Here is a 24,660-nt window from a genome sequence, read left to right as displayed (position 1 = left end):
TCATGAAGCGAGGATGATTCGATATATGTTAAATCCATTGTTGGTATTACTAGCAGCCATCTTATGGGGCATGACAGGAACAGCCCAAACATTTTTAGATCAGGGAATATCTCCTTTAGCGGTGGCCACTGTTCGTTCAGCAATTGGTGGCGGTCTATTATTAGCCATCACCATCTCATTACGGAAAATTAACTTTCTAAACTGGTCATGGAAATGGACGATTTTAGCCGCGATCAGTATCGCTCTTTTCCAAGGTCTTTTCTTTTCATCCATACGTCTAACAGGTGTGGCCATTGGAACTGTTGCAACAATTGGCAGTGCGCCAGTATTTTCCGGTGTTTTAGAATGGATTATTTGGAAAACGCGTCCGACAGTGGTATGGGGACTTGCTACACTGATGACGATTATCGGATGTCTTTTATTATTTATGAATAATGGAGATGAAACAGTTCACAGTGATGGGTTCGGATTAGCGCTTTGTGCAGGCTTGTCCTTTGCCTTCTATACAAATATAAGTAAAAAATTAATGGCACAGGAAGATGCATTACCAGCAGTCGCTATGACATTTTCTCTTTGCACTATATTTTTACTGCCGTTTTCTTTAGAAAATGGAGTAGCCTGGTTAGGGAACATACACAACTTATGGACAATGCTGTTCATGGGAATTATGTGTACAAGCGTAGCGTATTTACTGTTTTTAAATGGTCTACAAAAAATTAGTTCATCAACAGCTGTAACACTTTCATTAGCAGAGCCATTGACGGCTGCGATTCTTGGCGTATTTTTAGTAGGAGAACAATTAAGTATCCTGTCCTGGCTGGGTGTAGCAATGTTATTAGGCGGCATTGTTGTTTTAACCATAGGTGGGAGAAAAAAACGAAAACCTTAAGAAATTCTTCATTTTTATAATAGCAGGTTTTTAAGATTTGCAAGGTACACTGATATTTGAGAGCGAGGTGTATATCATGACGAAATTAACAGTTCTTGTTACAGATGACGATCAAGATATTCGTGATGGTATTGAAATTTATTTAAAAAATGAAGGCTATCATGTCATTAAAGCAGCAGACGGCCAAGAAGCACTAGAAAAACTAGAGAACAATGAAGTACATTTAATTATTTTAGATATCATGATGCCAAATATGGACGGAATTACAGCAACCTTTAAAATAAGGGAAGAGCGTAATATTCCAATTATTATGCTGAGTGCAAAGGCGGAGGATGGCGATAAAATCCATGGATTATCAGTTGGAGCGGATGATTATGTGACGAAGCCATTTCATCCATTAGAACTATTGGCACGAGTGAAATCACAGCTACGACGTTATGTGCAACTAGGGACGTATAGTGAAGGAGCGACAAAAGTGGAAATTGACGGACTTGTACTTGATGAAGAAGCAAAAGAGGTCATATTAGAGGGTGAACCTGTTCGACTTACTCCAATAGAATATAAAATTACGGAATTATTAATGAAAAATGTCGGGCGTGTTTTTTCGATTCGTGAAATTTATGAACGTGTTTGGAATGAAGAAGCGTACAATGCGGAAAATATTGTAGCTGTTCACATTCGGAAAATACGTGAAAAAATTGAAGCTGATCCGAAGAATCCTCGCTATTTAAAGGTGGTATGGGGCGTTGGCTATAAAATGGAAAAATAAACTAGAGAAGTATATGACAATTGCAGGGTTTATAGCTGGTGTTGTTGGACTCATTTATTTTGGTATTTATGCCTTTCAAATTGTCAATTCTCGCTCCTCAGAGGTTTTACAGTTGCTTGAAAGAATTTTTTAGAGGGGGGTTAGAGACATGGTGAAAAAATGGAAGTCCCTTCTGGTGTTAATGTGTTTCATTTGGACAATTTTCGGTATCTTTACTTTTTGGCATCTGGGTTATCAATATATCGGTAAATCTTATTTCGAATCGGAAAATTTCCAGCATGAAATCGATAATTTCACAGCAGAGTTAGGGCCGTTAGTAATAAATGTACCAAATGCTGAAGATTTGAAAGATAGCATAGAGATTACGCAAACAGAAATAGAGGATCATCGTAATTATTATGGTACATTAGGGCAACAAATCGATAATATTAAACAACAATACGCACAGCGTATTCAGGAAGCAGTAGATGCGAGTGCGACGGAATTACAAACGAAGCTAGAGACTGAACGTGATAATAAAATTAAAGATATTACAACAAACTTTGAAAATGATGAACATGTCCGAAAGAAAATTCTTGCTGAAAAACAAGCACTGGTCGATAAATATATTAAAGCAGTACAAGGTGAAGCGAAGAATTTTGGAAAAATGTACGACTATTGGTCTTATGAGTTGGTGAATACTGAAACCGGCGAAATACACAGTGCAGGTAATGTTTCAGAAACTAGTGCCTATAAAATAAAATATTCAGAGCGCAATCCATTATATGCAGGGAACATTAGTAATAATTTAAGTTATATATTTAACAATACAGAAACATATGTGGATGTAGAAAGTTTTGATGAAACAACTGAATATACGGGTGTTTTAACCATCTCAAAAAAAGCAGTTCAATCATTAGGTGTTTTGCAGGATTATAATCGTTTTCATCGTAATCAATATACCTTTTTCTTTGTGTGGCTCTCTAGTATAGTAACGGCAATCTTTGCTTGGAGAGGTCGTAAGGGTGTGCTACAAACGGTCAAGGGTATGAAGGAAAAAGAAATTTTAACTAAGATAAAATTCGATTATCAAGTTATTCTAGTGTTGATTACAGGCTTTATGTATCTTATTACTTGCCAAGTTGTTTTACAATCTATTGAATACACTTACGCTTATAATTATCAAAATAATTATGTACGATCTATACTAGATTTTGCCTTTAAATTAGCTGTGCTATTTGTTATTGGCAGTGCTTTCTTCGTGCAATTAATTTGGTTGTATCTAAGAGTGGATACTTTGAAAAAACTAGAAGAAAATGTGAAATCGAGTTATTTATGGTCACTTGGCGATTCGATGACTGATTTATTTATCAATCGTTCTATAGCATTGCATTCATTTGTCATGATAGCTGCAGCCTTCTTTGGGGGAGGTAGCCTTGTCGCTTCTATGTTAAGAGGAGGAGGTTTCCCAGTTCTTGTTCTTGGTATGTGTATGTTCATAGGAATTCCAGCTTTGATTGTTTTCCTGTCAAGAATGGGCTATCTAAATCGCATTATGAAGGATACGAAGGATATGGCTGAGGGGCGTTTAAACCGAGATGTGAAGGTGAAAGGGAAGTCACCGCTTGCGGGTCATGCAGAAAATCTTAACCATTTACGAGAAGGTGTTCGTACGTCCATGCATGAGCAGGCCAAAAGTGAGCGTTTAAAAACAGAGTTGATTACAAATGTGAGTCATGATTTACGAACGCCATTAACTTCTATTATTACGTACACGGATTTACTGAAAAAGCCTACTATTACAGACGAAGAACGTCAACAATACATTCAAATTCTTGATAAAAAATCTGAGCGTTTAAAAGTGCTGATTGAAGACCTTTTTGAAGTGTCGAAAATGGCAAGTGGTAATATTGAACTTCATCGCAGTCGCGTAGATTTGACGCAGCTTATCCAGCAAGCGGTAGGGGAGCATAAAGAGGATTTAACGCAGTCACATTTAGATTTACGAATGACGATGCCGCACGACCCAATTTATGCATATGTGGACGGTCAAAAGTGGTGGAGACTTATCGATAATTTAATTGTTAATGTTTTAAAATATGCGTTAGAAGGAACACGTGTATACGTGACGTTGAAACGTACAGCAGATGGTGATGCTGAATTTACAGTGAAAAATGTTGCGAAGTATGAAATTAGTGAAAATGCTGAGGAATTATTTGAACGTTTTAAACGGGCAGATGCTTCACGTCATACAGAGGGCTCAGGGCTTGGATTAGCCATTGCGCAATCTATTGTCGATTTGCATGGGGCTCGAATGAGCATTGATGTGGACGGAGATTTATTTAAGGTAATTGTTCGGATTCCAGCAGTATAATGATTAAAGGCGGCAAACTTCTGCCGCCTTTTTATTATAAGCCTAAATTTTTGGCAATGATCACTTTCATGACTTCATTGGTACCTGCATAGATGGACATAACAGGGATATCCCTATATCTTCTAGCAATCTTGTATTCCTCCATATACCCATAGCCACCATGTAACTGCATACATTGCGTGGCAAGCTCACGTGCATTTTCAGTTATCCAATATTTTGCCATGGATACTTTTGTTACAACATTTTGTCCTGCAATATGCTCTTCAATCAAGGTTTCTAAAAATGATTTTCCGAGCTCAATCTTCGTTGCCATTTCAGCTATTTTAAATTGTGTATTTTGGAAGTCCCCAATTGCCTTACCAAAGGCTTGGCGTGATTTTACATAGTCTAGTGTTAATGCAAGCATATCCTCTGCTGCTGTTTGGGCAGCAATGGCTACTGCTAATCGCTCTTGTTGTAGTTTTTCCATCATATAGTGAAAACCCTTGCCCTCTTCTCCGAGTAGGTTCTGTACAGGTACTCGGCAATCTTCAAAATAGAGCTCAGCTGTATCTTGAGCATGCATGCCAACTTTATCGAGCTTCCGACCTTTTGTAAAACCAGGTGTGCCTTCTTCAATGACAAGTAGGCTGATGCCACGATGTTTTTTCTCAACCTGTGGATTTGTTTTCACTGCAACAACTACTAAATTTGTATGAATTCCATTGGTAATAAAGGTTTTTTGACCATTGACAATATAATGGTCACCATCACGAATGGCTGTTGTTTGAATATTTGCCAAGTCTGAACCTGCACCAGGCTCGGTCATCGCAATGGCTGTTATATAGTCGCCTGAAACACAGTGGGGTAGCCAGCGAGATTTTTGTTCATGTGTACCATATGCCTCGATATAAGGTACGACAATATCATTATGCAGACCGACTCCGATAAGACTTGAGCCTATACGTTCAAGCTCTTCTTGAATAATAACACCGAAGCTGAAATCTAGTCCTAATCCACCATACTGCTCTTCTACTTGTGGACAAAGATAGCCCATATCACCAAGCTTCTGCCAAAAAGAGAGTGGAATGAGATGGTCCCTTTCCCATTGGGCATAATGAGGCTCAGCTTCTTCTGCTAAAAACTTACGAAAGGTTTTACGAAATAACTCATGCTCTGTTGTTTCAAATTTATAACGTGTCATTTGAAATAGCACCCCTTTTTTGTCGTAAATGCGTAAATTTCCTTGCTTATCTAATATGTTACTGGAATATTTGTGAAAATAAAAGTAGCTTTTAGTACAAAAATGACGAAAATGTCATCTATATACAATGAAATGTCATGTAAAAAGAGAGAATAGTGAGTAATTTTACGGTAAATTTACATTGATATTAACTTAAGTAGTTAGTTCCTATCTTTCTTTAGAAGCGTATTCAAGGGCTTCTTGCAATATGATTGTTAAGTATAATGATATAATCGACTAAATATAGAGGAAAGTAGAGGACTAAGATATGCCAAAAGTAGTCGGTGGTATACTTTTAATTAGCATTTATAGTGCGTTGACTTTCTATTTAGGGTGGGGAGTAAAACAGTGGCTTGTAGCTATGGGGTGGTTCCGTTATCCAACCCTATTTTGGTTAATATTGTATATTGTTGCTTTTAGTATTTTGATTGGCAGATTACATGAGTCGGTAAGATTCTTTTCAATTGTCAGTAATTACTGGATGTTTATATTTGAGTATGGCTTATTATTATGCTTAGCTGCACAATTAATTATTTGGTTAACACCCTTTAAAAATGTTCAAATAATTGGTAGTATTGCAGTTGCTGTCCTGTTTATGTTAAGTATTATTGGCTCTTATTTAGCTTATTCTCCAGTCGTTCGTCACTTAGAAATAACAGTAGATAAAAAGAGTAGTGAGCTAGATTCGCTGAGAGCAGTTGTGGCATCCGATTTTCACTTAGGCATTTTATCGCATAAAAGACATTTGCAACGCTTTGTTAACCTCACAAATGAAGCGCAGGCAGATATCGTTTTGTTAGCTGGAGATATAGTAGATGATGATCCAAAATGGTTTGTGCAAGAGGGAATGGCAGATGTCATGAAACAATTAACGTCTACATATGGAACGTATGGTATATTAGGTAACCATGAGTATTACGGTAAAAAAATTCCTGCTTTTATAAAAGAAATGGAAAATGCCGATGTAAAAATACTGTTAGATGAAACAATTCGTATAGAAAATGCGTTTATATTAACAGGGCAAGAGGACAGAACAAACAACGAAAGAAAACCACTTGAAGAATTAAAGCCTTCTGATGACTTACCATGGCTTGTGATGAACCACACACCTGATAACTTGTTAACACCTTCGAAAATGGGGGTTGATTTACATATGTCAGGTCATACCCATAAAGGTCAGCTATGGCCAAATCAGTATATTACAGCTCGGGTATTTGAATTGGATTATGGTTATAAGATGAAGGAGCAAATGCATACACTTGTTTCATCAGGCTATGGGTTCTGGGGGCCACCTATGCGAATTGGTAGTAGATCAGAGCTTTGGGTAGTGGATATAAAATTTCAATAGTGTGTGGTAGTCTTAAAATATGCTACTTAGATGAAATGGCAGTAGTATATGAAAACAGAGTATTTTATAATAAGTGGGTATTTGATTAAAAAAGGTAAGGTGACATGGTGGATATTATAGAATTATTAAAGGCATTGATATTAGGCTTTGTTGAAGGTATGACAGAATTTGCACCAGTATCTTCTACGGGTCATATGATTATCGTGGACGATATGTGGTTAAAGACAGAGGAATTTTTGGGGAAATACCCAGCCAACACATTTAAAATTGTTGTTCAACTTGGCTCCATTTTAGCAGTTATCGTAGTCATGTGGAAACGGATGTTAAGCTTAGTTGGCTTATACAATATTGACGGTCAAACTAAGTCTATAACTAGTCGTTTTAACTTATTGCATGTCATTGTTGGGATGTTGCCAGCAGTTGTCCTAGGTTTTGCGTTGAAGGATTTTATTGACGACCATCTTTTTAAAGTAGAGCATGTTATTTATGCATTAGTGGCAGGAGCCATTCTGATGATTGCTGCAGATAAATTGGCACCAAGAAAGCCAAACATAGATTCTTTAGATAAGATTTCCTATGGTTTAGCCTTCAAAGTAGGGCTAGTTCAATGCTTATCTTTATGGCCAGGTTTTTCTCGTTCAGGTGCGACTATTTCTGGTGGGGTACTATTCGGTATGAGTCACCGTGTGGCAGCTGATTTTACATTCATCATGGCAGTGCCAATCATGGCAGGAGCTAGTTTAGTATCCGTCTTGAAAAACTGGGATACTTTATCAATGGACTATTTTGGATTCTACGCTGTTGGATTTATTAGTTCATTTATCTTTGCATTACTATCAATTAAATTTTTCTTAGCGCTTATTTCTAAAGTGAAATTAATGCCTTTTGCAATTTATCGTTTAGTTTTAGCTGCAATTCTTTGCGTCATTATTTTCATGTAAATTAAAAGTCACTCTTCTTTCACAAGAAGCGGTGGCTTTTTTGCATAAAAAATTATCGATTCATTTATCCAGTTTTCTATTAAAATGAATAAAATTAGGTATAAAGAGCTATATATTAGTATGATTGTATAGCAAATTATAATAATATTAGACATCAATTTCCTGTATATTGTTTAATTGATTGTTTTGGTATTATAATTGATACATAAAGTATTTAATTGTTCGTTGTTTTTTAATGATTTATAGGAAAAAGGGCTTAGTTCTGTATATGATTATAATATGAGGTGGAGAAAATGTTTCAAATTGTAAATAGATCAAAGAAAAGTACAATTGAAATAAGCAATGAAACAAACATCGGTATTTTTATTGAAGACCCAGAGCGCTTGTTGCAGTTAAATCTATTGGGTTTAACTGTACAGGATCTTCAACTAATTAAAAGCTTAAAACCATATGTAGAAAGAAATGTTGTTGAAGTAGTAGCAGCATTTTACCATGCGATAGAAAGTGTGCCTTCTTTACAGGCGGTTATTCAAACGCACAGTTCCAGTGAGCGCTTACGCCAAACATTACGCCATCATATTATTGAAATGTTTGAAGGACGGATAGATGAGGCTTTTTTAGAAAAGCGGAGACGTGTGGCAAAAATGCATGTGAAGATAAATTTATATCCGAAGTGGTATCTAGCAGCTTTTCAAATTCTTGAGAAATCATTACGAAAAATTATTTATGAGCTAAAATTATCTAAAGGCGAGGAAGAAAAATTTTGTGATGCAACCAGTAAAATCTGCAATTTTGAACAGCAGATTGTTTTAGAAGAATATGATAACTATGCCAATACATTAATTGAAGAGCAACGTAATAGTGTTCGTGAACACGTAAAAGAAGTGATAGGTGGAATTTCTACACAATTAGAGATTCAATCACAAAATACGTCTTCAACAGTAACAGAGCTTGTTTTTAGCGCCAAAAAAGTTAATGGTTCTTTAACGGACAGTATTTATGAAGCGGAATCTATGCAAAAGGTGTCTAGTGAAGGTTATGCTAAAATAGTATCAATCAATGAACAAACAGGAAAAATTCATCACAAGACTGTTGAAATGGCAAATATGGTGGGGCAGTTAGATGAGTCTTCTTCCAAAATAAATGCAGTTGTTGAAATTGTGAAAAGTATTTCAGGACAAACAAATTTACTGGCACTAAACTCTGCAATTGAAGCGGCGCGTGCTGGTGAACATGGTAAAGGCTTCGCAGTGGTTGCAAATGAAGTACGAAAGCTTGCGGATCAAACGAAAAGCTCAGTTGAACAAATTGCTGAATTAATCATGATGTCTAACGGCATTACAACACAGGTTGTCCACGCCATTCAAGACATACAGGAACTAGTGAATAGTAGTATTGAACGCAATGCCGAGTCTCTAAAAGCATTTGACGCGATTTCCGGTTCTGTAGAAGAGTCTATCTCGAATTTTCAAAATGTAGGGAACCAAATATCTGATTTAGCGAATATTATTGAGTCTATTGGTGAATCTTCTGATGAATTGGAGAGGGTGGCCAATCGCTTAAATACAACAATCAGAGAGTTTTAAATGAAAAACGGCTATGCATAAATCTATGCATAGTTTTTTTAGTGCTGTAGATTAGGATAAAATGATCTATTTCATGGATAAACTAAAAATAAAGCTGATAACAACCATCTATACAAAGAGGAAGACTAGAAAACCCTAGAAAATGCTTGTTTTAAGTGTTACGCTATAGGCGAATTAGGGAAATGAGTAGAGGGGTGTTTGGAACATGAAAAAGAAATTATTTATAACACGTAAGTTTCCTACACATATTGTTGAACCGTTACAGGAGTTTTATGAAATCTCACAGTGGGATGAGGAAGAGATTGTAATCCCACGTGACAAATTGCTAGCAGCTGTCTCAGATTGTGAAGTACTGTGGGTAACGATAGCAGATCTTGTAGATGAAGAGTTACTTACGCATGCACCCAATTTGAAATTAGTAACGAATTTAGCAGTTGGCTACAATAATATTGATGTGAAAGCTTTACGAAAACAAGGCATAATGGCGACAAATACGCCTGGTGTCTTAACAAATACGACTGCAGATTTAGTGTTTGGTTTACTGCTTGCAACAGCGAGAAGAATTCCAGAAAGTGAACGATATTTGCGTGAAGGCAAATGGAAAAGCTGGTATCCAATGCAACTGGTTGGTAAAGATGTATCAGGCGCAACAATAGGAATTATTGGCATGGGACGAATTGGTCAAGCTGTTGCTAGACGAGCAAAAGGTTTTGATATGAAAATCTTGTATAATAATCGAAGACGTCGCCATGAGGCGGAAGAGATGTATGGCTTTCAATATGTTTCTTTAGAGGATCTATTAAAGCAATCTGACTTTGTTGTCATCATGACACCTTATAATAATGATACAGAGGGGCTTATTGGAGAACACGAGTTGGCTCTGATGAAAGAAGATGCTGTATTAATTAATGCCTCACGTGGTGGAATTATCGATGAGGTTGCACTGTATGATGTCTTGAAAAATGGTAAACTGTGGGCTGCTGGACTAGATGTGTTTGAACAAGAGCCGATTGCAATGGACCATCCTTTATTAACACTTCCCAATGTAGTAGCTCTGCCACATATCGGTAGTGCGTCGTTAGAAACGAGAACCGCCATGTTGATGTTGAATGTGAAAGCATTGACGGCCTATGGACAAGGCAAGGCAATCTCAAATCGAATTGATTAAATAATAAGAGGAGCATATCATCTGCTGATATGCTCCATTTTTTCTTATCTATTGAATAAATCGAATAAACCACCGATACCGCCTTCACCTTTAGACTGTCCGCCTCCGCCTTGTGAAATTGGTGCTGCGGCAAAGACACGGCTCGCTAAACGGCTAAATGGTAATGATTGTACCCACACTGTCCCAGGGCCGCGCAATGTAGCAAAGAAGATCCCTTCGCCACCAAATAGGGCAGTTTTTACGCCTCCAACCATCTCAATATCGTAATCTACATTGGATGTCATCGCCACTAAGCATCCTGTATCCACACGTAAAACTTCTCCAGGTTGTAACGTTTTTTCATGAATCGCTCCACCTGCATGTACAAATGCCATACCGTCTCCCTCAAGTTTTTGCATAATGAAACCTTCACCACCGAAGAAGCCTACTCCAATTTTTTTCTGAAATTCAACGCCAACAGAAACACCTTTAGCTGCTGCTAAAAATGCGTCCTTTTGACAAATGATTTTACCGTTCATTTGACTTAAATCCATTGGAATAATCTTACCTGGGTATGGAGAAGCGAAATAAACATGTTTTTTACCTGAGCCAACATTTGTGAATGTCGTCATGAATAAACTTTCACCTGTAATTATTCGTTTTCCAGCACCTAGTAATTTCCCCATTAGGCCACTTTGCGAACCACCACGTGAACCATCACCAAAAATAGTTTCCATGTGGATTGAGTCATCCATCATCATTAATGCGCCTGCCTCTGCAACAACTGTTTCTTGAGGATCAAGCTCAACTTGCACATATTGCATGTCGTCACCAAATAACTTGTAGTCAATTTCATGATTATTCATAAAGGGATTCCTCCAAAAGTTAATTTAATGATATTGTATACGATTATAAGTCAGATTGGTTTCAATAAGAAATTAAATATTTTAGAAAAAAAGGGAATTAGTTAGAAAATGTCGAATATAAAAAACTAGAATGTGTATTATTTATTTTCATTTAACTAGGGGTGTTGTGAATATACATAACCTTAGGCGACTTCTATTTTTAGAAGTCATCCTCTATATTGAGGTAATGAAGTTAAGTGGAAATAAGCCTCCGGCAGTTGTCACCGATTATTATGTAAATGCTAGTATTACAAGGTGTAATGCATATTGAAAATTCGGAATTTTGACATATTTTATCTTTGTGCAGTAGAAGATTCCCACCTTCAAAAGTCATAAGACAATAAATCCTTTTGCTGGGGAACCAAATTTTAATTGTATGAAGATAAAGTCGCTGGTAAATGTCACGGATATTGGATTGTGCAAGTACAATTCAATGCTCGGACGCAATTACTCCAAGGCGAAATTGATTCTGGTAATATTCATAGACTCTATACCTATGGAATACGACTGGTACAATAGCCGAGGCATCATAGAGTATCTCAGGGGGTGTATGTAGTGGAGATTAAAAACTATATCGGTGGTAAATGGATAACACATTCACATTTACAAAGTATAGCAGTGACGAACCCTGCAAATGGTGAGCAGCTTGCTACCATACCACGCTCTACTTCACATGAGGTAGATGAGGCTGTAGCTGCTGCAAAGCAAGCACAAAAAAGCTGGTCACTTGTACCAGCACCAAAACGTGCAGATTATTTATATGCCATCGGTCAAAAAATGAAAGAAAAAAAAGAGTATTTGGCGACCGTTTTAACAAAAGAGATGGGTAAGGTAATTGAAGAGGCGAGAGGAGAAGTACAAGAAGGAATTGACATGGCTTACTATATGGCTGGTGAAGGTCGAAGGTTGTTTGGCGAAACAACACCATCAGAGCTTGCCAATAAATTTGCCATGAGTGTAAGGGCACCTATTGGTGTTGTAGCGCTCATTACTCCTTGGAATTTCCCTGTTGCTATCGCAACGTGGAAGTCATTTCCCGCAATTGTTGCAGGCAATACATTCATTTGGAAACCATCCAATGAAACACCAATGATGGCCAATGAAATGGGTAAGATTTTTGAAGAAGTAGGTTTACCAGATGGTGTAGCCAATATTGTATTTGGGACAGGACCTACAGTAGGTACAGCATTAATTGAACATCCTGGTGTCAAGGTTATCTCCTTTACGGGATCTACAGAAACTGGCAGTAAAGTAGCAGAGCTTGGCGGTAAGCACTTGAAAAAGATTTCATTGGAGATGGGTGGAAAAAATGCTGTCATTGTCATGGATGACGCTGATTTACAGCTAGCTACAGAAGGAATTTTATGGAGTGCATTTGGAACAGCTGGACAAAGATGTACAGCATGTAGCCGAGTGATTGTGCATAAAGATGTAAAAGAACAATTAGAAAAGCGTCTATTAGATGAAATGCAAAAGCTAACAATTGGGAACGGTCTAGACGAGGGAGTTAAAATTGGGCCGGTGATAAATAAGGCAGCACTGGAAAAAATTAATCACTATGTACAAATAGGTAAGCAGGAGGGAGCAACATTATTAGCAGGAGGCAGAATATTAAATGAGCCGCCTTACGATAAAGGGTTCTATTATGAGCCTACGTTGTTTACAAATGTGAAACCTGAAATGATTATTGCCCAAGAAGAAATCTTTGGTCCTGTCGTTTCTTTAATTGAAGTAGCAAGCTTAGAAGAAGCAATTGAAGTAAATAATGGTGTGAAATTTGGCTTATCTAGCTCAATTTTCTCACAAGATGTCAATACGATTTTCCGCGCACAGCGTGACTTAGACACAGGTATTGTTTATGTAAATGCGGGCACAACAGGTGCTGAAATCCATTTGCCATTTGGAGGCACAAAAGGGACTGGAAATGGACATCGTGATTCAGGTGTAGCAGCCCTAGATGTATACACAGAATGGAAGAGTATTTATGTAGACTACAGCGGTAAATTACAAAGAGCACAAATCGATACAGAGTAACAGATCAACGAAAGGGGATGTTCTTGATGAAAGTTGTTGTATTAGGTGCAGGTTTAATGGGTAAAGAGGTAGCTCGTGATTTAATAAAAAACGATAAAGTAGAGCGTGTATTATTAGGTGATATCGATGTGAAAGTAGCACAGGACTTTGTCGACACGTTAGGCACAAATAAAGTTGAGGTTGTAGAGCTTCATGCAGAACGTGATGATTCGTTAATGGACGTTATATCGAAAGGTGATGTAGTCGTTAATGCGCTATTTTATTCGTTCAATGAGCGTGTAGCAAGAGCAGCGATTGAGGCAGGTGTACATTCCGTTGATTTAGGTGGCCATATCGGTGGGGTTACAGAGAACATATTAGATCTTCATGAGGAAGCGAAGGCAAAAGGTGTCACAATAATCCCAGACTTAGGCGTTGCTCCTGGTATGATCAATATTCTAGCGGGCTATGGTGCATCCAAATTAGATGACGTCGAATCTATTAAACTATTTGTAGGTGGTATTCCAACTGAGCCAAAGCCTCCACTTCATTATACACGTGTATTTTCTTTAGATGGCGTGTTCGATCATTATACTGAGCCTTCAAAAACGATTCAGAAGGGCAAGCTTGAAGAAGTCCCATCCCTATCAGGTGTTGAACCAATTTATTTTGATGATTTCGGTGTGCTTGAGGCATTTTATACATCTGGGGGCATCTCCACATTGTATAAGACATTCCCAAATGTCCGTACATTAGAATATAAAACAATACGCTATAAAGGTCATGCAGAGAAATTTAAGCTTTTAGCTGACTTAGGATTCCTTGATTCTGCCAATAAGGTAGAAGTGGATAATCAAGAGGTACCTGTTCGTGCAGTGGTGCGAGAGGCACTCAAAAAGAAACTAGAGCTGGGAACAAAACCAGATGCTGTACTGTTACGTGTCATTGTATCTGGTGAAAAAGCACAGCAGCAAGTGACATATGAATACGAAATGGTTGTGCGCAAAGATATGACAATTAATGAAACAGCTATGGCTCGTGCTACCGCTAATACGATTTCCGTTGTAGCCCAGATGATTGGTGCAGGTGACATTACAGAACATGGGGTATTCCCACCTGAAGCAATCGTGCCAGGTGATACGTATATTAAAGAGATGGCTAAACGTGGTGTGGTGATCAAAGAGACATCTCATAAATCAGCTATGATTGTGAAATGGTAGGTGTTGAGCATGAATTTTGACATGTCCACTGAGCAGGAAATGCTAAGAAAAACGGTAAGACAGTTTGCTGATGAAGAAATTATTCCCTACATTGCAAAGTGGGATGCTGAAGGTGGCTTTGATGCTAAAATTTGGTCAAGACTTGCCGAGCTAGGCTTAATGGGCGTTTGTGTTCCTGAACAATACGGTGGTAGTGGTATGGATTATAACGCACTTGCCATCGTGTGTGAGGAGCTTGAAAGGGGAGATACGGCGTTTCGAACTGCTGTATCCGTTCACACAGGCTTAAATAGCATGACCTTAATGCAGTGGGGTACTGAAGAGCAAAAGCAGCGATACCTTGTTCCACAGGCTAAAGGTGTTCGTATTGGAGCGTTTGGTCTAACAGAGCCAGGAGCTGGATCTGATGTAGTTGCCATGTCAACAACTGCTGTCCGTGATGGTGATCATTATGTCATTAATGGGCAAAAAACATGGATATCCTTATGTGATATAGCAGATCACTTTATCGTTTTTGCCTATACAGATAAATCAAAGAAACATCATGGTATTAGTGCTTTCATTGTAGAGCGTTCAATGGCTGGCTTTACATCAAAAGCAATTAAAGGGAAATATGGCATTCGTGCTGGTAATACAGGTGAGCTCTTTTTTGAGGATTTACGTGTGCCCCTTGAAAATCGTCTTGGCGAAGAGGGCGAGGGCTTTAAAATTGCCATGTCTGCGCTGGATAATGGTCGTTTCACAGTAGCAGCAGGTGCAGTTGGTTTGATTCAGGCATGTATAGAGGCAAGTGTGAAATACTGTCATGAACGAGAGACATTTGGCAAGCCTATTGGAGAGCATCAGCTTGTTGGACGCATGATTGCCAATATGGAAGCTGGTTATCAAATGAGTCGTCTTCTTGTCTATCGTGTAGGCGAATTAAAAAACAAAGGTGTTCGTAATACACGGGAGACATCTTTAGCAAAATGGCAGGCATGTGATTTTGCTAATAAGGCTGCTGATGATGCGGTACAAATTCACGGTGCATATGGCTATTCAGACGAATATCCCGTTGCCCGTTATTTACGAAATTCCAAAGCACCGGTTATCTATGAAGGAACCCGCGAAATTCATACCATTATGCAGGCTGATTATGTTTTAGGAAGACGACACGATAAGTCATTAGCAAAAATGCTGCCGAAATGGCCATTTGAAGAATAAAAAAGAGGGATTTGTTCCCCCTCTTCAGACTGTAGACAAAAGGAATCGAGAAATTCATACTCGATTCCTTTTGTCATTTTTTCTTCTTTAAATATGTTTAATAATGGTGATTATCTATCTGTTTAATTATACTCTTTCAGCATAAGAACTTTTTTAAGCTCCTTGCCACGTCTAAGTAGCCAGTTTCTTTAAATTCATGGCAGCAAAGGTAAGCATCGCCTGCATGGACAATTTTTTAAGACCTCTTAAGGTTATCCATAACATCCCATACATTTCTTTCGCATCCTCAAGACACGCTCAATTGTTTCTTTAAGCGAATATATAAATGAAAAATCAATAGCAGCCTCTAGTTTTCGTACTAAATATTCTTCAGGAACTAATTGATCAATCGTTAACAATTCTAATTGTTCACGTTCATTGATTTGATTCTTCGTCATCATGGTTAAACATCTCGAAAGTTTATTTTTCATAAACATATGAATAGGGAGTTCTTTATGTAGAAGTTGATTGGAACGAAGGGCGGCGACCCCGCCCATAGTGGAAATCAACGGCTTTACTTTATTTCATTGTAAAAGAAAAAAGACTGTCGACAAACTCAAAAAATTTGAGAGTTTGTTGGTTAAAAACGCATGTTAAAAAATTTTAGAAAAATGTAACTTTTCAACTTTTTGGTAGTCTAATTGATAAACAAGTATATGAAAGAGAGGAAAAATGATGAAAAGTAAATGGTTGGCAATTATGCTCATTGTCATTCTAGCTATTGTGCCTGGCATTTTCACATGGACGATGAATACAGATGTGATTGCAAAAGCAGCTAGCACAAGCATGGCTACACAAAGCTGGCAAGCCTCTTTCTCAGTAGCCTTAAAGAAAAATAAGGTTACAGGGGACTATGTCTATGTCACAACGGAAAAAGGTCAAAAAGTACCTGCAACAATTGAATTATTAGAAGATCAGAAAACATTAGTTGTAAAGAAATTGGCACCAGGTAGCTATCAATTGCATGTAAAAAAAGAAGCATTTGCACAGGGTGGACTTAACATCGATTCACAAGTTATTCACTTTACAATAATAGAGACGTTAACAGCTGTAAAATCTGAAAAAGAGCTACAACAATATTTTAAAAGACTGTTAACAACTGAAAGATATGTAACTACTGAGGAAGAAAGCGCTGATAGTGCGAAAAGTGAAAGTAAAGCTACTGCCAATAACGAGTCTACAACCAATAATCAAGTAGAAGGTGTAGAAGAGGGTGATATTGTTGTTGTAAAAGATGGGTTTATTTACACGGCAAAAGATCAAAGCATTACAGTTGTGAATGCTAAAGATCCTAATGATTTAAAGTTAGCTACAAGCATTAAACTGAAAGAGTCACAATATATTTCTAAGCTTGCGTTATATGATAATTTATTAATAGCCATTGGGGATGAATATATTGAAAAAGCAGGCACAAGCATGGTAACAGCCTCTTTTTATGATATTTCCAATCCTAACAACCCGAAGCATGTACGTGATGTAGGGCAAGAAGGATATTTACAGGATATTCGCATTACAAAGGACACATTATATTTAATTGGTAATATGCACCCAAATTATTGGATACTACAAGAAGAAAAACCAACAGATTTAAAACCTAAAACATTTGATAGTGTAGCAGGCACAGAATTTAAAAGCCTCCCTTTAGAAAAAATCTCGATTTTACCGAATACAATGGATGGCACATATAGTTTAATTACAGCTGTCGATTTAAAAAACGGTGCTAAAACAACAGCTAAAACGAAAGGCTATTTGGGAGGTAGTAGTGGGCTTTATATGTCAGAGAATGCCTTGTATTTAACGACACCAATTTATGAGAGTAATGAAGCTGTCCAATCAAAAAAACGTGTTATGGATATGATTTGGATGCCAACAGCAGCAGACACTCAAATTTTCAAATGGGATGTAGATGGAACGGCCTTGAACTTTGCTGGAAGTACGGAAGTAAAGGGAACGGTCTTAAATCAGTATTCAATGGATGAATATAAAGGCAATTTCCGAATCTTTACAACGGAAGGCAATACGTGGGATGAGAAAAGTACTTCCTATAACCATCTCTTTATTTTAGATGAACATTTAAAAGCACTTGGTTCAGTGAAGGGTATGGCGCCAGGAGAAAAAATATACTCTGCACGTTTTATGGGAGAAAAAGCATATGTAGTGACATTTAAGCAAGTGGATCCACTGTTTGTCATTGATGTAGCTAATCCAAAAAAGCCAGAGGTACTAGGAGAATTGAAAATTCCTGGCTTTAGTAATTACTTACATCCGTTAGATGAAACACATTTAATTGGCATTGGTTATGATACTGAGCAACGCTATGATGCTTATACGAAGCGTAATTTTACTGTGACAACAAATATGAAGATGTCACTATTTGATGTATCAGACTTCCATAAACCGAAAGAACAATCGACAGTAAGAATCGGTGGGAAGGGCTCTTACTCTGATGTACAATACAATCCGAAAGCGCTGTTCCGTAATAAGGAATACAACTACTTTGGCTTCCCAGTAGTACTGTATGAAGCAGGTAAGGAAGATGATATTGTGTACCAAGGTCAAGGTGCTCAAATTTATGAAGTTACAGCAGATAAAGGTATTGTATTAAAAGGAAATATCATTAACGGTAATTCTAGTGAGCCATATGAAAATTGGGAGCAGGTTGTACAACGAGTTGTCTATATAGATGACGCTCTTTATACAATAGCGCGCAACGAAGTAAAGAGCTACCAGCTAAAAGATTTCAAATCTCTTGATACATTAACGATAAAATAAAAAGAAAAGTCCAATGAATTCAATTTGATATTCATTGGACTTTTCCTTAATTTATTTGTTAAAAACAGCACATACTATTTGCGATATGGCAGAATCTCTGAAACTGTCACAAATTCATAGCCTTGTTCTTGTAAATAAGCAAGGACAGCATCAAGTCCATCAGCAGTGGATTGATGAATATCGTGCATTAAGACAATAGCATTATTGTGTAAATTATTTTTTACATGTGGCAATAACTGCTGTGCATTACGATGCTTCCAATCTAATGTATCAATCGTCCATAACACGACAGGGATAGGGATTTCAGCATTAATCGTGTCATTAGTAGCGCCATAAGGTGGTCTAAAAACAGTGGCACCTTGATTAATCGCTTTCTCTATTTCAGTGGCCGTCGTGTTATACTCCTTCATCACCTGTTCTTGCGTAAGCTTTGTTAAGACAGGATGGTTCCATGAATGGTTGCCAATTTCATGACCACGTGCCAGAACATCTCTTACAATATCGGGATAATATTGTACACGACTACCAAGCATGAAGAAGGTTGCTTTTGCGTGATATTTATCGAGAATATTTAATATCTGTTCTGTCACTTTTGGATGAGGACCATCATCAAACGTTAACGCGATACGTTTTTTGTTTGGATCACCTGTAGGTGGTGGATTTGTTGGTTTTACATTTTCCATAGCGATTTGAAATTCAGAGGCTAACAATGGGTTAATCAGCGAAAGGGGTAGTTTCACTATAGGGGCACCTGCTGCTCCGCTAGCAATCTCATATTCATCGAAATAGAATTGTAATGAATCATCTACAATAGCAAAGCGATTGAAGTTAGACCATTTTGTTTCCGTAGCTTTCATTAGTTCATCATTGGAAAGTGCATCCTGGATTTGGAGGTTTTTCTGCAAATCCTTCCTTACATTTGCGGCTAATGTTGATAAATTATTCTCATCATTTTGTAATAGTGTTTGGATCGTAATTTGTTCGCCGGTTTCGTTATTAATAAAGAATGTTTTCGTTGAGACCTCATGATTAGCTCCACCGAGGTACAACATTTTTGTTAGCACAAAAGAATAGTAATGATCTCGGTATGGAAAAGTTTCAAGACTAATGTTTAATTCACCTATAGCTTCTTTATCTTTATTTTCTTTCATAGATGCGAGATAGTTTTTCTTAGAATCCGATATGTATTGTAATACGGCATCATTAAAAACTTCGTTATCTGTTTGAGGGTAATGAATAGCAAAAGGTGTTCGTTTATCATTTGAAACATCTGTAACAATACGTATCCCTGGAAACGCAGAACTTTCCGTCGATAAATTACTATTTACCGATTCCGTATCGGATTCTTTTGAAGCACTAATCTTTTGAAACTTAAATTCATCCTTTGATAAGATAATAACAAGTATAATGGTTGTTAAGGTTACAATAAGGCCCAGTAATAAAAAATCAATTAGTGGACCGCGTTTTTTTCTGCGTTCCTGCATGGTGTTGGATACGCTCCCCTCTTTTTTAGTTTCTATACAATCAGACGTGTCAGTCATTAAAAAAGTTATACAAATTTCTAATCTTTTAATGATAATTTATAGAAATTATTTTAAATCATCTATCCTTCTATAGGTAATCAATCGAATGTTGTTGTACTTCTTTAATAGTGGTTGTAAAATACCTACTAAAATAGAAAATAACCATGCTCAATGATTGTTAATCTGTGAAATTAAATTGAAAAAAAGCCAAATTAATATGCTGAAAATTTTCAGTTGAGTTTTTATTGGCAGTTCGATAATATTGGCAAGGAACCTTTTGAAGGAGGCAGATAGCTGTAATGGTCTTACAAGAAGCGGATAAAGAACTTACGATTGACTGCTTGTTGCTTGCAGGGCGTATTATGATTGAAAGTGGTGCAGAAACATACCGTGTGGAGGATACGATGCTGAGGATGGCACATTCTCAAAATATGCCAAATGCTCAATGTTATGCCACACCGACTGGAATCATTTTTTCGTTAGGCAAGACACAGCCAACGAGAATTACATCAATTTCCAGCAGAGTTACAGATTTGCAAAAAATAGCCTTGGTAAATTCAGTATCTCGGAGACTCACATCTCACATCATAACACTAGAAGAAGCTCATGACGAGTTAAAGTCGATACAAAAAACAAATTATTTTTTACCAACTTATTTACAAGTTATAGCAGCTGCACTTGCAAGTGGTTGTTTCCTTATTATGTTTAAGGGAGGATGGTCGGATTTTCCTATAGCTTGTTTAGCAGGTGGGTTAGGTTTCCTAGTACTTGTGATGATCAACCATTTAACAAGAGTAAAGTTTTTTTCTGAATTTACGGCATCACTTGTTCTTGGCTTTGTTGCCTTCTTTGCAGTAATGTATGGTTACGGTACGGAACTTGATAAAATTATTATTAGTTCTGTCATGCCACTTGTACCAGGTATTTTAATTACCAATGCAGTTCGTGATTTAATGGCAGGGCATTTTATGTCAGGGATGGCAAAGGGGGCAGAGGCCTTTTTAACAGCTTTTGCTATTGGTGCAGCAATCGCCATCACCCTAGGATTTTAGGAGGCGCACAATATGTATATGACGGACATTATTATACAATTAATTGTTAGTTTTTTTGCGACTGCTGGGATTGCCATTATTTTTAATGTTCCTAGAAAAATGCTGCTTCATTGTGGTCTTGTTGGGGTAATTGGATGGATTATTTATTATGTTTTAACAGAGCAAGGAATGGATGTTGTCAAAGCTTCTTTCTTTGGCTCGTTTGTCATTGCTATAGTTGCTCATTTGTATGCTCGACGATTTAAAATACCAATGATAATTTTTATAGTTGGTGGGATCATACCGTTGGTGCCTGGGGGCATGGCATATAATGCAATGAGAAATGTTGTAGAGGACGATTACTTACAAGGCTTACAATATGGCTTAAAAGCATTTTTAATTACAGGTGCGATTGTTATTGGACTTGTCTTTGCGGAAGTAATTATTCAACTTATTTTCCGTTCAGTCCGTTCAAGTAAGGTGAAATTACAAAAGGTCTATAAAAAATAAAAGGAGGCTGCGTTAATCAACGCAGCCTCTTTATGCACTTATTGTTTTTTATTAAGCAATACTTCGATTTCATCTGGTGTAACAGGTTTACTAATATAGTAGCCTTGAATCGCATCGCAACCATAAGTGATTAATAGATCAGCTTGCTCAGCTGTTTCGACACCTTCAGCTACAACTTTTAGTTCCATAGATTTACCAAGCTGTACCATGCCGTGCATAAGCTTTTGGCTCTTTTCGGATTTTAATAGTGAACTCGTAAACGTTTGATCAATCTTCAATGTATCAATTGGTAAAATTTGCATATATCTAAATGATCCATAGCCAGTTCCGAAATCATCTAATATGAATGAAATTCCTTCGTTTTCAAGCTTGCGCATTTGTTTCGCGATAGAAGTTGCAACTTCGGCTTCTAAAGCAAATTTTTCAGTAATTTCAATTTGTAGAAGATTTGCTGGGCAACCTGTTTTGGTAATCATTTCAAGTATTGATTTTGCCATATTTTTATCGCGGAATTCGCGTACAGAAGAGTTGATAGATATTTTTAAATCATGGCCAGCTTTTTTCCAAAGCAATGCCTGCTCGCAAGCTCTCTCCAGCATAAAGGAACCAATGTTATTAATCAGTCCTGTTTCTTCAGCAATAGGGATTAGCTCATCAGGTGAAACAACACCTATTACTTCGTCTTCCCAACGTACAAGTGCTTCAACAGTTGTAATTTTACCAGAATTAACATCAATTTGTGGCTGATAGAGTACCTTCAAGTTCTTTTGATCGAGTGCTTGAAGTAAACGCTTTTCAATTAAAGCCTTACGATTTAAAGCTTTATGTGTTGCCGTTGAGAGTGAAACAATTTTGTCTCCACCCGCCTCGCGTACCGTTGAAATGGTAGCAATAGATGCTTTCATAAGCTGAGAAAATGTTGTTTGATCTTCTGGGTATCTTGTGATTCCACCACTAATAGAAATTGGTACAGCAATATTACCGCTATAAATAGGGTGCTGTTGTAAATATGATAAAAAGCCTTGAATAAACCATTCACTTAAAGGCGTGATGACAACAAAATCATTTTCATTTATACGTGCCATCGTACTATCTTGGAAATACATTTTTATGCGATTAGTAAATTCAATGATAAGGCTTTGATCAATTTGTTGGTCATGTAATTCTTTTAAAGTATAAAACTTATCAATACTTAGATAAACAAACGAAAAGTGTCTTTCTTCTTCAATCATATTGGCAATCACTTTTTCAAGTCGATGTGCGTTCATCAGCCCAGTTTCTGTATCGATATAAGCAATTTTTTCTAGCTGATGTTGGATAGTTTTTGATTTAGTAATATCTTTTTCAATTAAGATAAATTGTTGTTCATTTGTTTCGAGATTAAAGGTCGGGATAGCTGTTAGTAGCACCCAATAGGATTGTCCCGTTTTTGTGATTTTTTCAACTTCTCCCTGCCACGTATGACCATTGTTTACATTACGCCAAATAGTATTTGTTACTTTATCACTCGCTTCATTATCCGGGAACAGTTGCCAAAATGTTTTGCCGATAACACGCTTTGGTGTCCATTGGCTCGTTTTTAGAAAATCATTGTTACATTCTAAAATAAATCCATCGTGATCGAGTGTTACAGTCATGAATGTAGCATCTAAACCTTGCTTGAGATCCATAAATGTACTGCAATGGGAAACAGCATTTGTCATTAATTCTGGTAGCATAAAAATCATTAGAATAAAACGTTCTCCTTCTACTGTAAAAGGCTTAGCTAACAGAGCTGTCGTTATTTCAGTGTTTGAAGTTGTGTGTACTTGAATTTTGTCTAGATACGTACTGTCCTCATTTTGTAAAATAGTTTGAAATGTTACTACAGGAAGCTGACGTAGTAGATTTTCGTGTATAGATGGAGTAGTATTTCCTTTAATATCATTAGCTGAAAATCCAACCAGATGTTCAGCGCTCTTTCCACAAATAGTCACTTGTCCATCTTGATTAATGATAATTGCGGGAAAAGGAAGTGAATTTAAATAATGTTCATCAATCGTAAATGATTTATGCATATGACTCATGATTATTCGATCTCCTTGGGTAATCAATATATACTAATATTATAGATAATTATCGGGAATTAGTCATTATGAATATAATTGTAAATATTTGATAATGAAAAAAAATAGGACTTTTATCGTGATGCGCAAGAAAACATTTGAAGAAAAGTAACAATTTTTAGTACGTATATAGGAAGCAGGATTGATATGGAACGTTTAAAAGGAATAATATTTATTGTCTCGGGTGCTATGTTATGGGGAGCAACTGGACCTTTGATGGAGTGGCTACTTAACCATACACCGTTGACAGTTTCCTTTATGTTAACAATACGTTTATCGGTTGCAGGTATATTACTACTTACATATTTATTGTTAATGGGAAAAAATATTTTTGGTATTTGGCAACACAAACTATGGGGTAGGCAGCTTATTATTTTTGGAATTGCAGGTATGCTAGGTGTACAATTTGCTTTTGTAGCTGCAATTAATGAAAGTAATGCAGTGCTGGCGACCTTACTACAGTTTTTAGCGCCAATATTTGTTGTGGCATATGTCTCTCTTAGTTTAAAGAAATGGCCACCAAAATATCAAGTGTTAGGTATTATTGGTACCCTTTTAGGGTTGTTTCTATTACTAACGAACGCTTCATTTGATAGTTTACTTATTAGTCCAAAAGCCTTGTTATGGGGTATAGCAGTAGGCTTAACATTTGCATTTTACACATTATATCCTGCACGTCTAATGAAGGAGTGGAGTGTGCTATTAGTAGTCGGCTGGGGGATGTTGGTTGGTGGTTTGACATTAGGCTTAGTAAGCCGCGTATGGCAGTCCAACCAATGGATCGTTTTAACGAATTTTAAAATTCTTATGTTAATGGTTGTGTTAATATTTTTCGGAACAGTAGCCTTTATACTGTTTTTAAGTAGTATGAAGTATATTACGCCTGTTGAGACGAGTATTCTTTCTAGTATCGAACCATTAACAGCTATGATTATTTCAGTAATCGTTTTCGGAACCTCTTTAGGTTTTTGGCAATTAATTGGGGTAATTGTTATGCTTGTTTGTGTAACGTGGCTTTCTGTCGCTGGTGAAAAAGCATAAATATACTATGTTGTTAGTATTTTTTTACTATCTTTAAATTTAT

General features: G+C 37.0%; 19 protein-coding genes and 2 pseudogenes. 15 read left to right on the top strand and 6 right to left on the bottom strand.

Going from position 1 to position 24,660, the window contains the following annotated elements; translation table 11 throughout:
• The first annotated feature begins 25 nt into the window (after positions 1-25).
• The 4 genes from GJU32_RS13700 to GJU32_RS13685 all read left to right on the top strand — a co-directional run bounded on the left by GJU32_RS13700 (position 26) and on the right by GJU32_RS13685 (position 4,011).
• Positions 26-889 (top strand): DMT family transporter, encoded by an 864-nt coding sequence (locus tag GJU32_RS13700; protein ID WP_155592521.1) that lies wholly within the window; start codon positions 26-28, stop codon positions 887-889.
• A gap of 76 nt (positions 890-965) precedes the next feature.
• Positions 966-1,658: a response regulator transcription factor gene (locus tag GJU32_RS13695; RefSeq protein WP_155592520.1), complete on the top strand. Its 693-nt coding sequence runs from the start codon at positions 966-968 to the stop codon at positions 1,656-1,658.
• Positions 1,636-1,791, top strand: a complete 156-nt coding sequence (locus GJU32_RS13690; RefSeq protein ID WP_155592519.1) for a hypothetical protein — start codon at positions 1,636-1,638, stop codon at positions 1,789-1,791. The genes GJU32_RS13695 and GJU32_RS13690 overlap by 23 nt, the downstream gene beginning before the upstream one ends.
• Positions 1,792-1,806: 15 nt before the next feature.
• A complete protein-coding gene (locus GJU32_RS13685; protein ID WP_155592518.1) occupies positions 1,807-4,011 on the top strand; it encodes a sensor histidine kinase in 2,205 nt (734 codons plus the stop codon).
• Between the two features lie 34 nt (positions 4,012-4,045).
• Here the strand turns inward: GJU32_RS13685 and GJU32_RS13680 are convergent, their stop codons facing one another.
• Positions 4,046-5,194, bottom strand: coding sequence for an acyl-CoA dehydrogenase family protein (locus GJU32_RS13680; protein WP_155592517.1), 1,149 nt, complete (start codon positions 5,192-5,194; stop codon positions 4,046-4,048).
• A 307-nt stretch (positions 5,195-5,501) separates the two neighbouring features.
• Between GJU32_RS13680 and GJU32_RS13675 the strand changes: the two genes are divergently transcribed.
• The 4 genes from GJU32_RS13675 (at position 5,502) to GJU32_RS13660 (ending at position 10,276) form a co-directional block, all read left to right on the top strand.
• Positions 5,502-6,581, top strand: a complete 1,080-nt coding sequence (locus GJU32_RS13675; protein ID WP_155592516.1) for a metallophosphoesterase — start codon at positions 5,502-5,504, stop codon at positions 6,579-6,581.
• Positions 6,582-6,685: 104 nt separating this feature from the next.
• Positions 6,686-7,522 (top strand): undecaprenyl-diphosphate phosphatase, encoded by an 837-nt coding sequence (locus GJU32_RS13670; protein WP_155592515.1) that lies wholly within the window; start codon positions 6,686-6,688, stop codon positions 7,520-7,522.
• A gap of 293 nt (positions 7,523-7,815) precedes the next feature.
• Entirely contained in the window at positions 7,816-9,108 is a 1,293-nt protein-coding gene (locus GJU32_RS13665) for a globin-coupled sensor protein (protein ID WP_155592514.1), read from the top strand.
• Between the two features lie 205 nt (positions 9,109-9,313).
• Positions 9,314-10,276, top strand: a complete 963-nt coding sequence (locus GJU32_RS13660) for a 2-hydroxyacid dehydrogenase (protein WP_155592513.1) — start codon at positions 9,314-9,316, stop codon at positions 10,274-10,276.
• A gap of 44 nt (positions 10,277-10,320) precedes the next feature.
• Here the strand turns inward: GJU32_RS13660 and GJU32_RS13655 are convergent, their stop codons facing one another.
• Complete coding sequence (locus GJU32_RS13655) at positions 10,321-11,121, bottom strand: TIGR00266 family protein (RefSeq protein ID WP_155592512.1); 801 nt, start codon at positions 11,119-11,121, stop codon at positions 10,321-10,323.
• Positions 11,122-11,715: 594 nt separating this feature from the next.
• Between GJU32_RS13655 and GJU32_RS13650 the strand changes: the two genes are divergently transcribed.
• Genes GJU32_RS13650 through GJU32_RS13640 form a run of 3 tightly spaced genes read left to right on the top strand, consistent with a single transcriptional unit; the run spans position 11,716 to position 15,596 of the window.
• On the top strand, positions 11,716-13,194 hold the full coding sequence (locus GJU32_RS13650) for an aldehyde dehydrogenase family protein (protein WP_155592511.1): 1,479 nt from the start codon (positions 11,716-11,718) through the stop codon (positions 13,192-13,194).
• 26 nt (positions 13,195-13,220) lie between these two features.
• Entirely contained in the window at positions 13,221-14,393 is a 1,173-nt protein-coding gene (locus tag GJU32_RS13645) for a saccharopine dehydrogenase family protein (RefSeq protein ID WP_155592510.1), read from the top strand.
• Positions 14,394-14,402: 9 nt separating this feature from the next.
• The gene (locus tag GJU32_RS13640; RefSeq protein WP_155592509.1) at positions 14,403-15,596 is read left to right on the top strand and encodes an acyl-CoA dehydrogenase family protein; all 1,194 of its coding nucleotides are present in this window, start codon (positions 14,403-14,405) and stop codon (positions 15,594-15,596) included.
• A 171-nt stretch (positions 15,597-15,767) separates the two neighbouring features.
• Here GJU32_RS13640 and GJU32_RS13635 read toward each other — a convergent pair.
• Both GJU32_RS13635 and GJU32_RS23775 read right to left on the bottom strand, forming a co-directional pair.
• Positions 15,768-15,910: pseudogene (locus GJU32_RS13635) on the bottom strand (transposase); the annotation flags it as partial.
• Positions 15,902-16,036, bottom strand: a pseudogene (locus GJU32_RS23775) (IS5/IS1182 family transposase); the annotation flags it as partial. The pseudogenes GJU32_RS13635 and GJU32_RS23775, both read right to left, overlap by 9 nt.
• Positions 16,037-16,310: 274 nt before the next feature.
• On the opposite strand from GJU32_RS23775, the gene GJU32_RS13630 reads away from it, so the two are divergent.
• Positions 16,311-18,407 (top strand): beta-propeller domain-containing protein, encoded by a 2,097-nt coding sequence (locus GJU32_RS13630; RefSeq protein ID WP_155592508.1) that lies wholly within the window; start codon positions 16,311-16,313, stop codon positions 18,405-18,407.
• A gap of 74 nt (positions 18,408-18,481) precedes the next feature.
• Here the strand turns inward: GJU32_RS13630 and GJU32_RS13625 are convergent, their stop codons facing one another.
• Complete coding sequence (locus tag GJU32_RS13625) at positions 18,482-19,891, bottom strand: polysaccharide deacetylase family protein (protein WP_155592507.1); 1,410 nt, start codon at positions 19,889-19,891, stop codon at positions 18,482-18,484.
• Positions 19,892-20,229: 338 nt separating this feature from the next.
• Here GJU32_RS13625 and GJU32_RS13620 point away from each other — a divergent pair, with 338 nt between their 5' ends.
• A complete protein-coding gene (locus tag GJU32_RS13620; protein ID WP_155592506.1) occupies positions 20,230-20,982 on the top strand; it encodes a threonine/serine exporter family protein in 753 nt (250 codons plus the stop codon).
• Positions 20,983-20,994: 12 nt separating this feature from the next.
• Positions 20,995-21,471 (top strand): threonine/serine exporter family protein, encoded by a 477-nt coding sequence (locus tag GJU32_RS13615; RefSeq protein ID WP_155592505.1) that lies wholly within the window; start codon positions 20,995-20,997, stop codon positions 21,469-21,471.
• Between the two features lie 38 nt (positions 21,472-21,509).
• Here the strand turns inward: GJU32_RS13615 and GJU32_RS13610 are convergent, their stop codons facing one another.
• Positions 21,510-23,537 (bottom strand): EAL domain-containing protein, encoded by a 2,028-nt coding sequence (locus GJU32_RS13610; RefSeq protein WP_155592504.1) that lies wholly within the window; start codon positions 23,535-23,537, stop codon positions 21,510-21,512.
• A 186-nt stretch (positions 23,538-23,723) separates the two neighbouring features.
• On the opposite strand from GJU32_RS13610, the gene GJU32_RS13605 reads away from it, so the two are divergent.
• Positions 23,724-24,617: a DMT family transporter gene (locus GJU32_RS13605; RefSeq protein ID WP_155592503.1), complete on the top strand. Its 894-nt coding sequence runs from the start codon at positions 23,724-23,726 to the stop codon at positions 24,615-24,617.
• Positions 24,618-24,660 lie beyond the last annotated feature (43 nt).

This window comes from Lysinibacillus cavernae (genome assembly GCF_009724685.1).
Taxonomy (GTDB): Bacteria; Bacillota; Bacilli; order Bacillales_A; family Planococcaceae; genus Lysinibacillus; species Lysinibacillus cavernae.
This window is presented reverse-complemented; position numbering and strand designations above follow the sequence as displayed.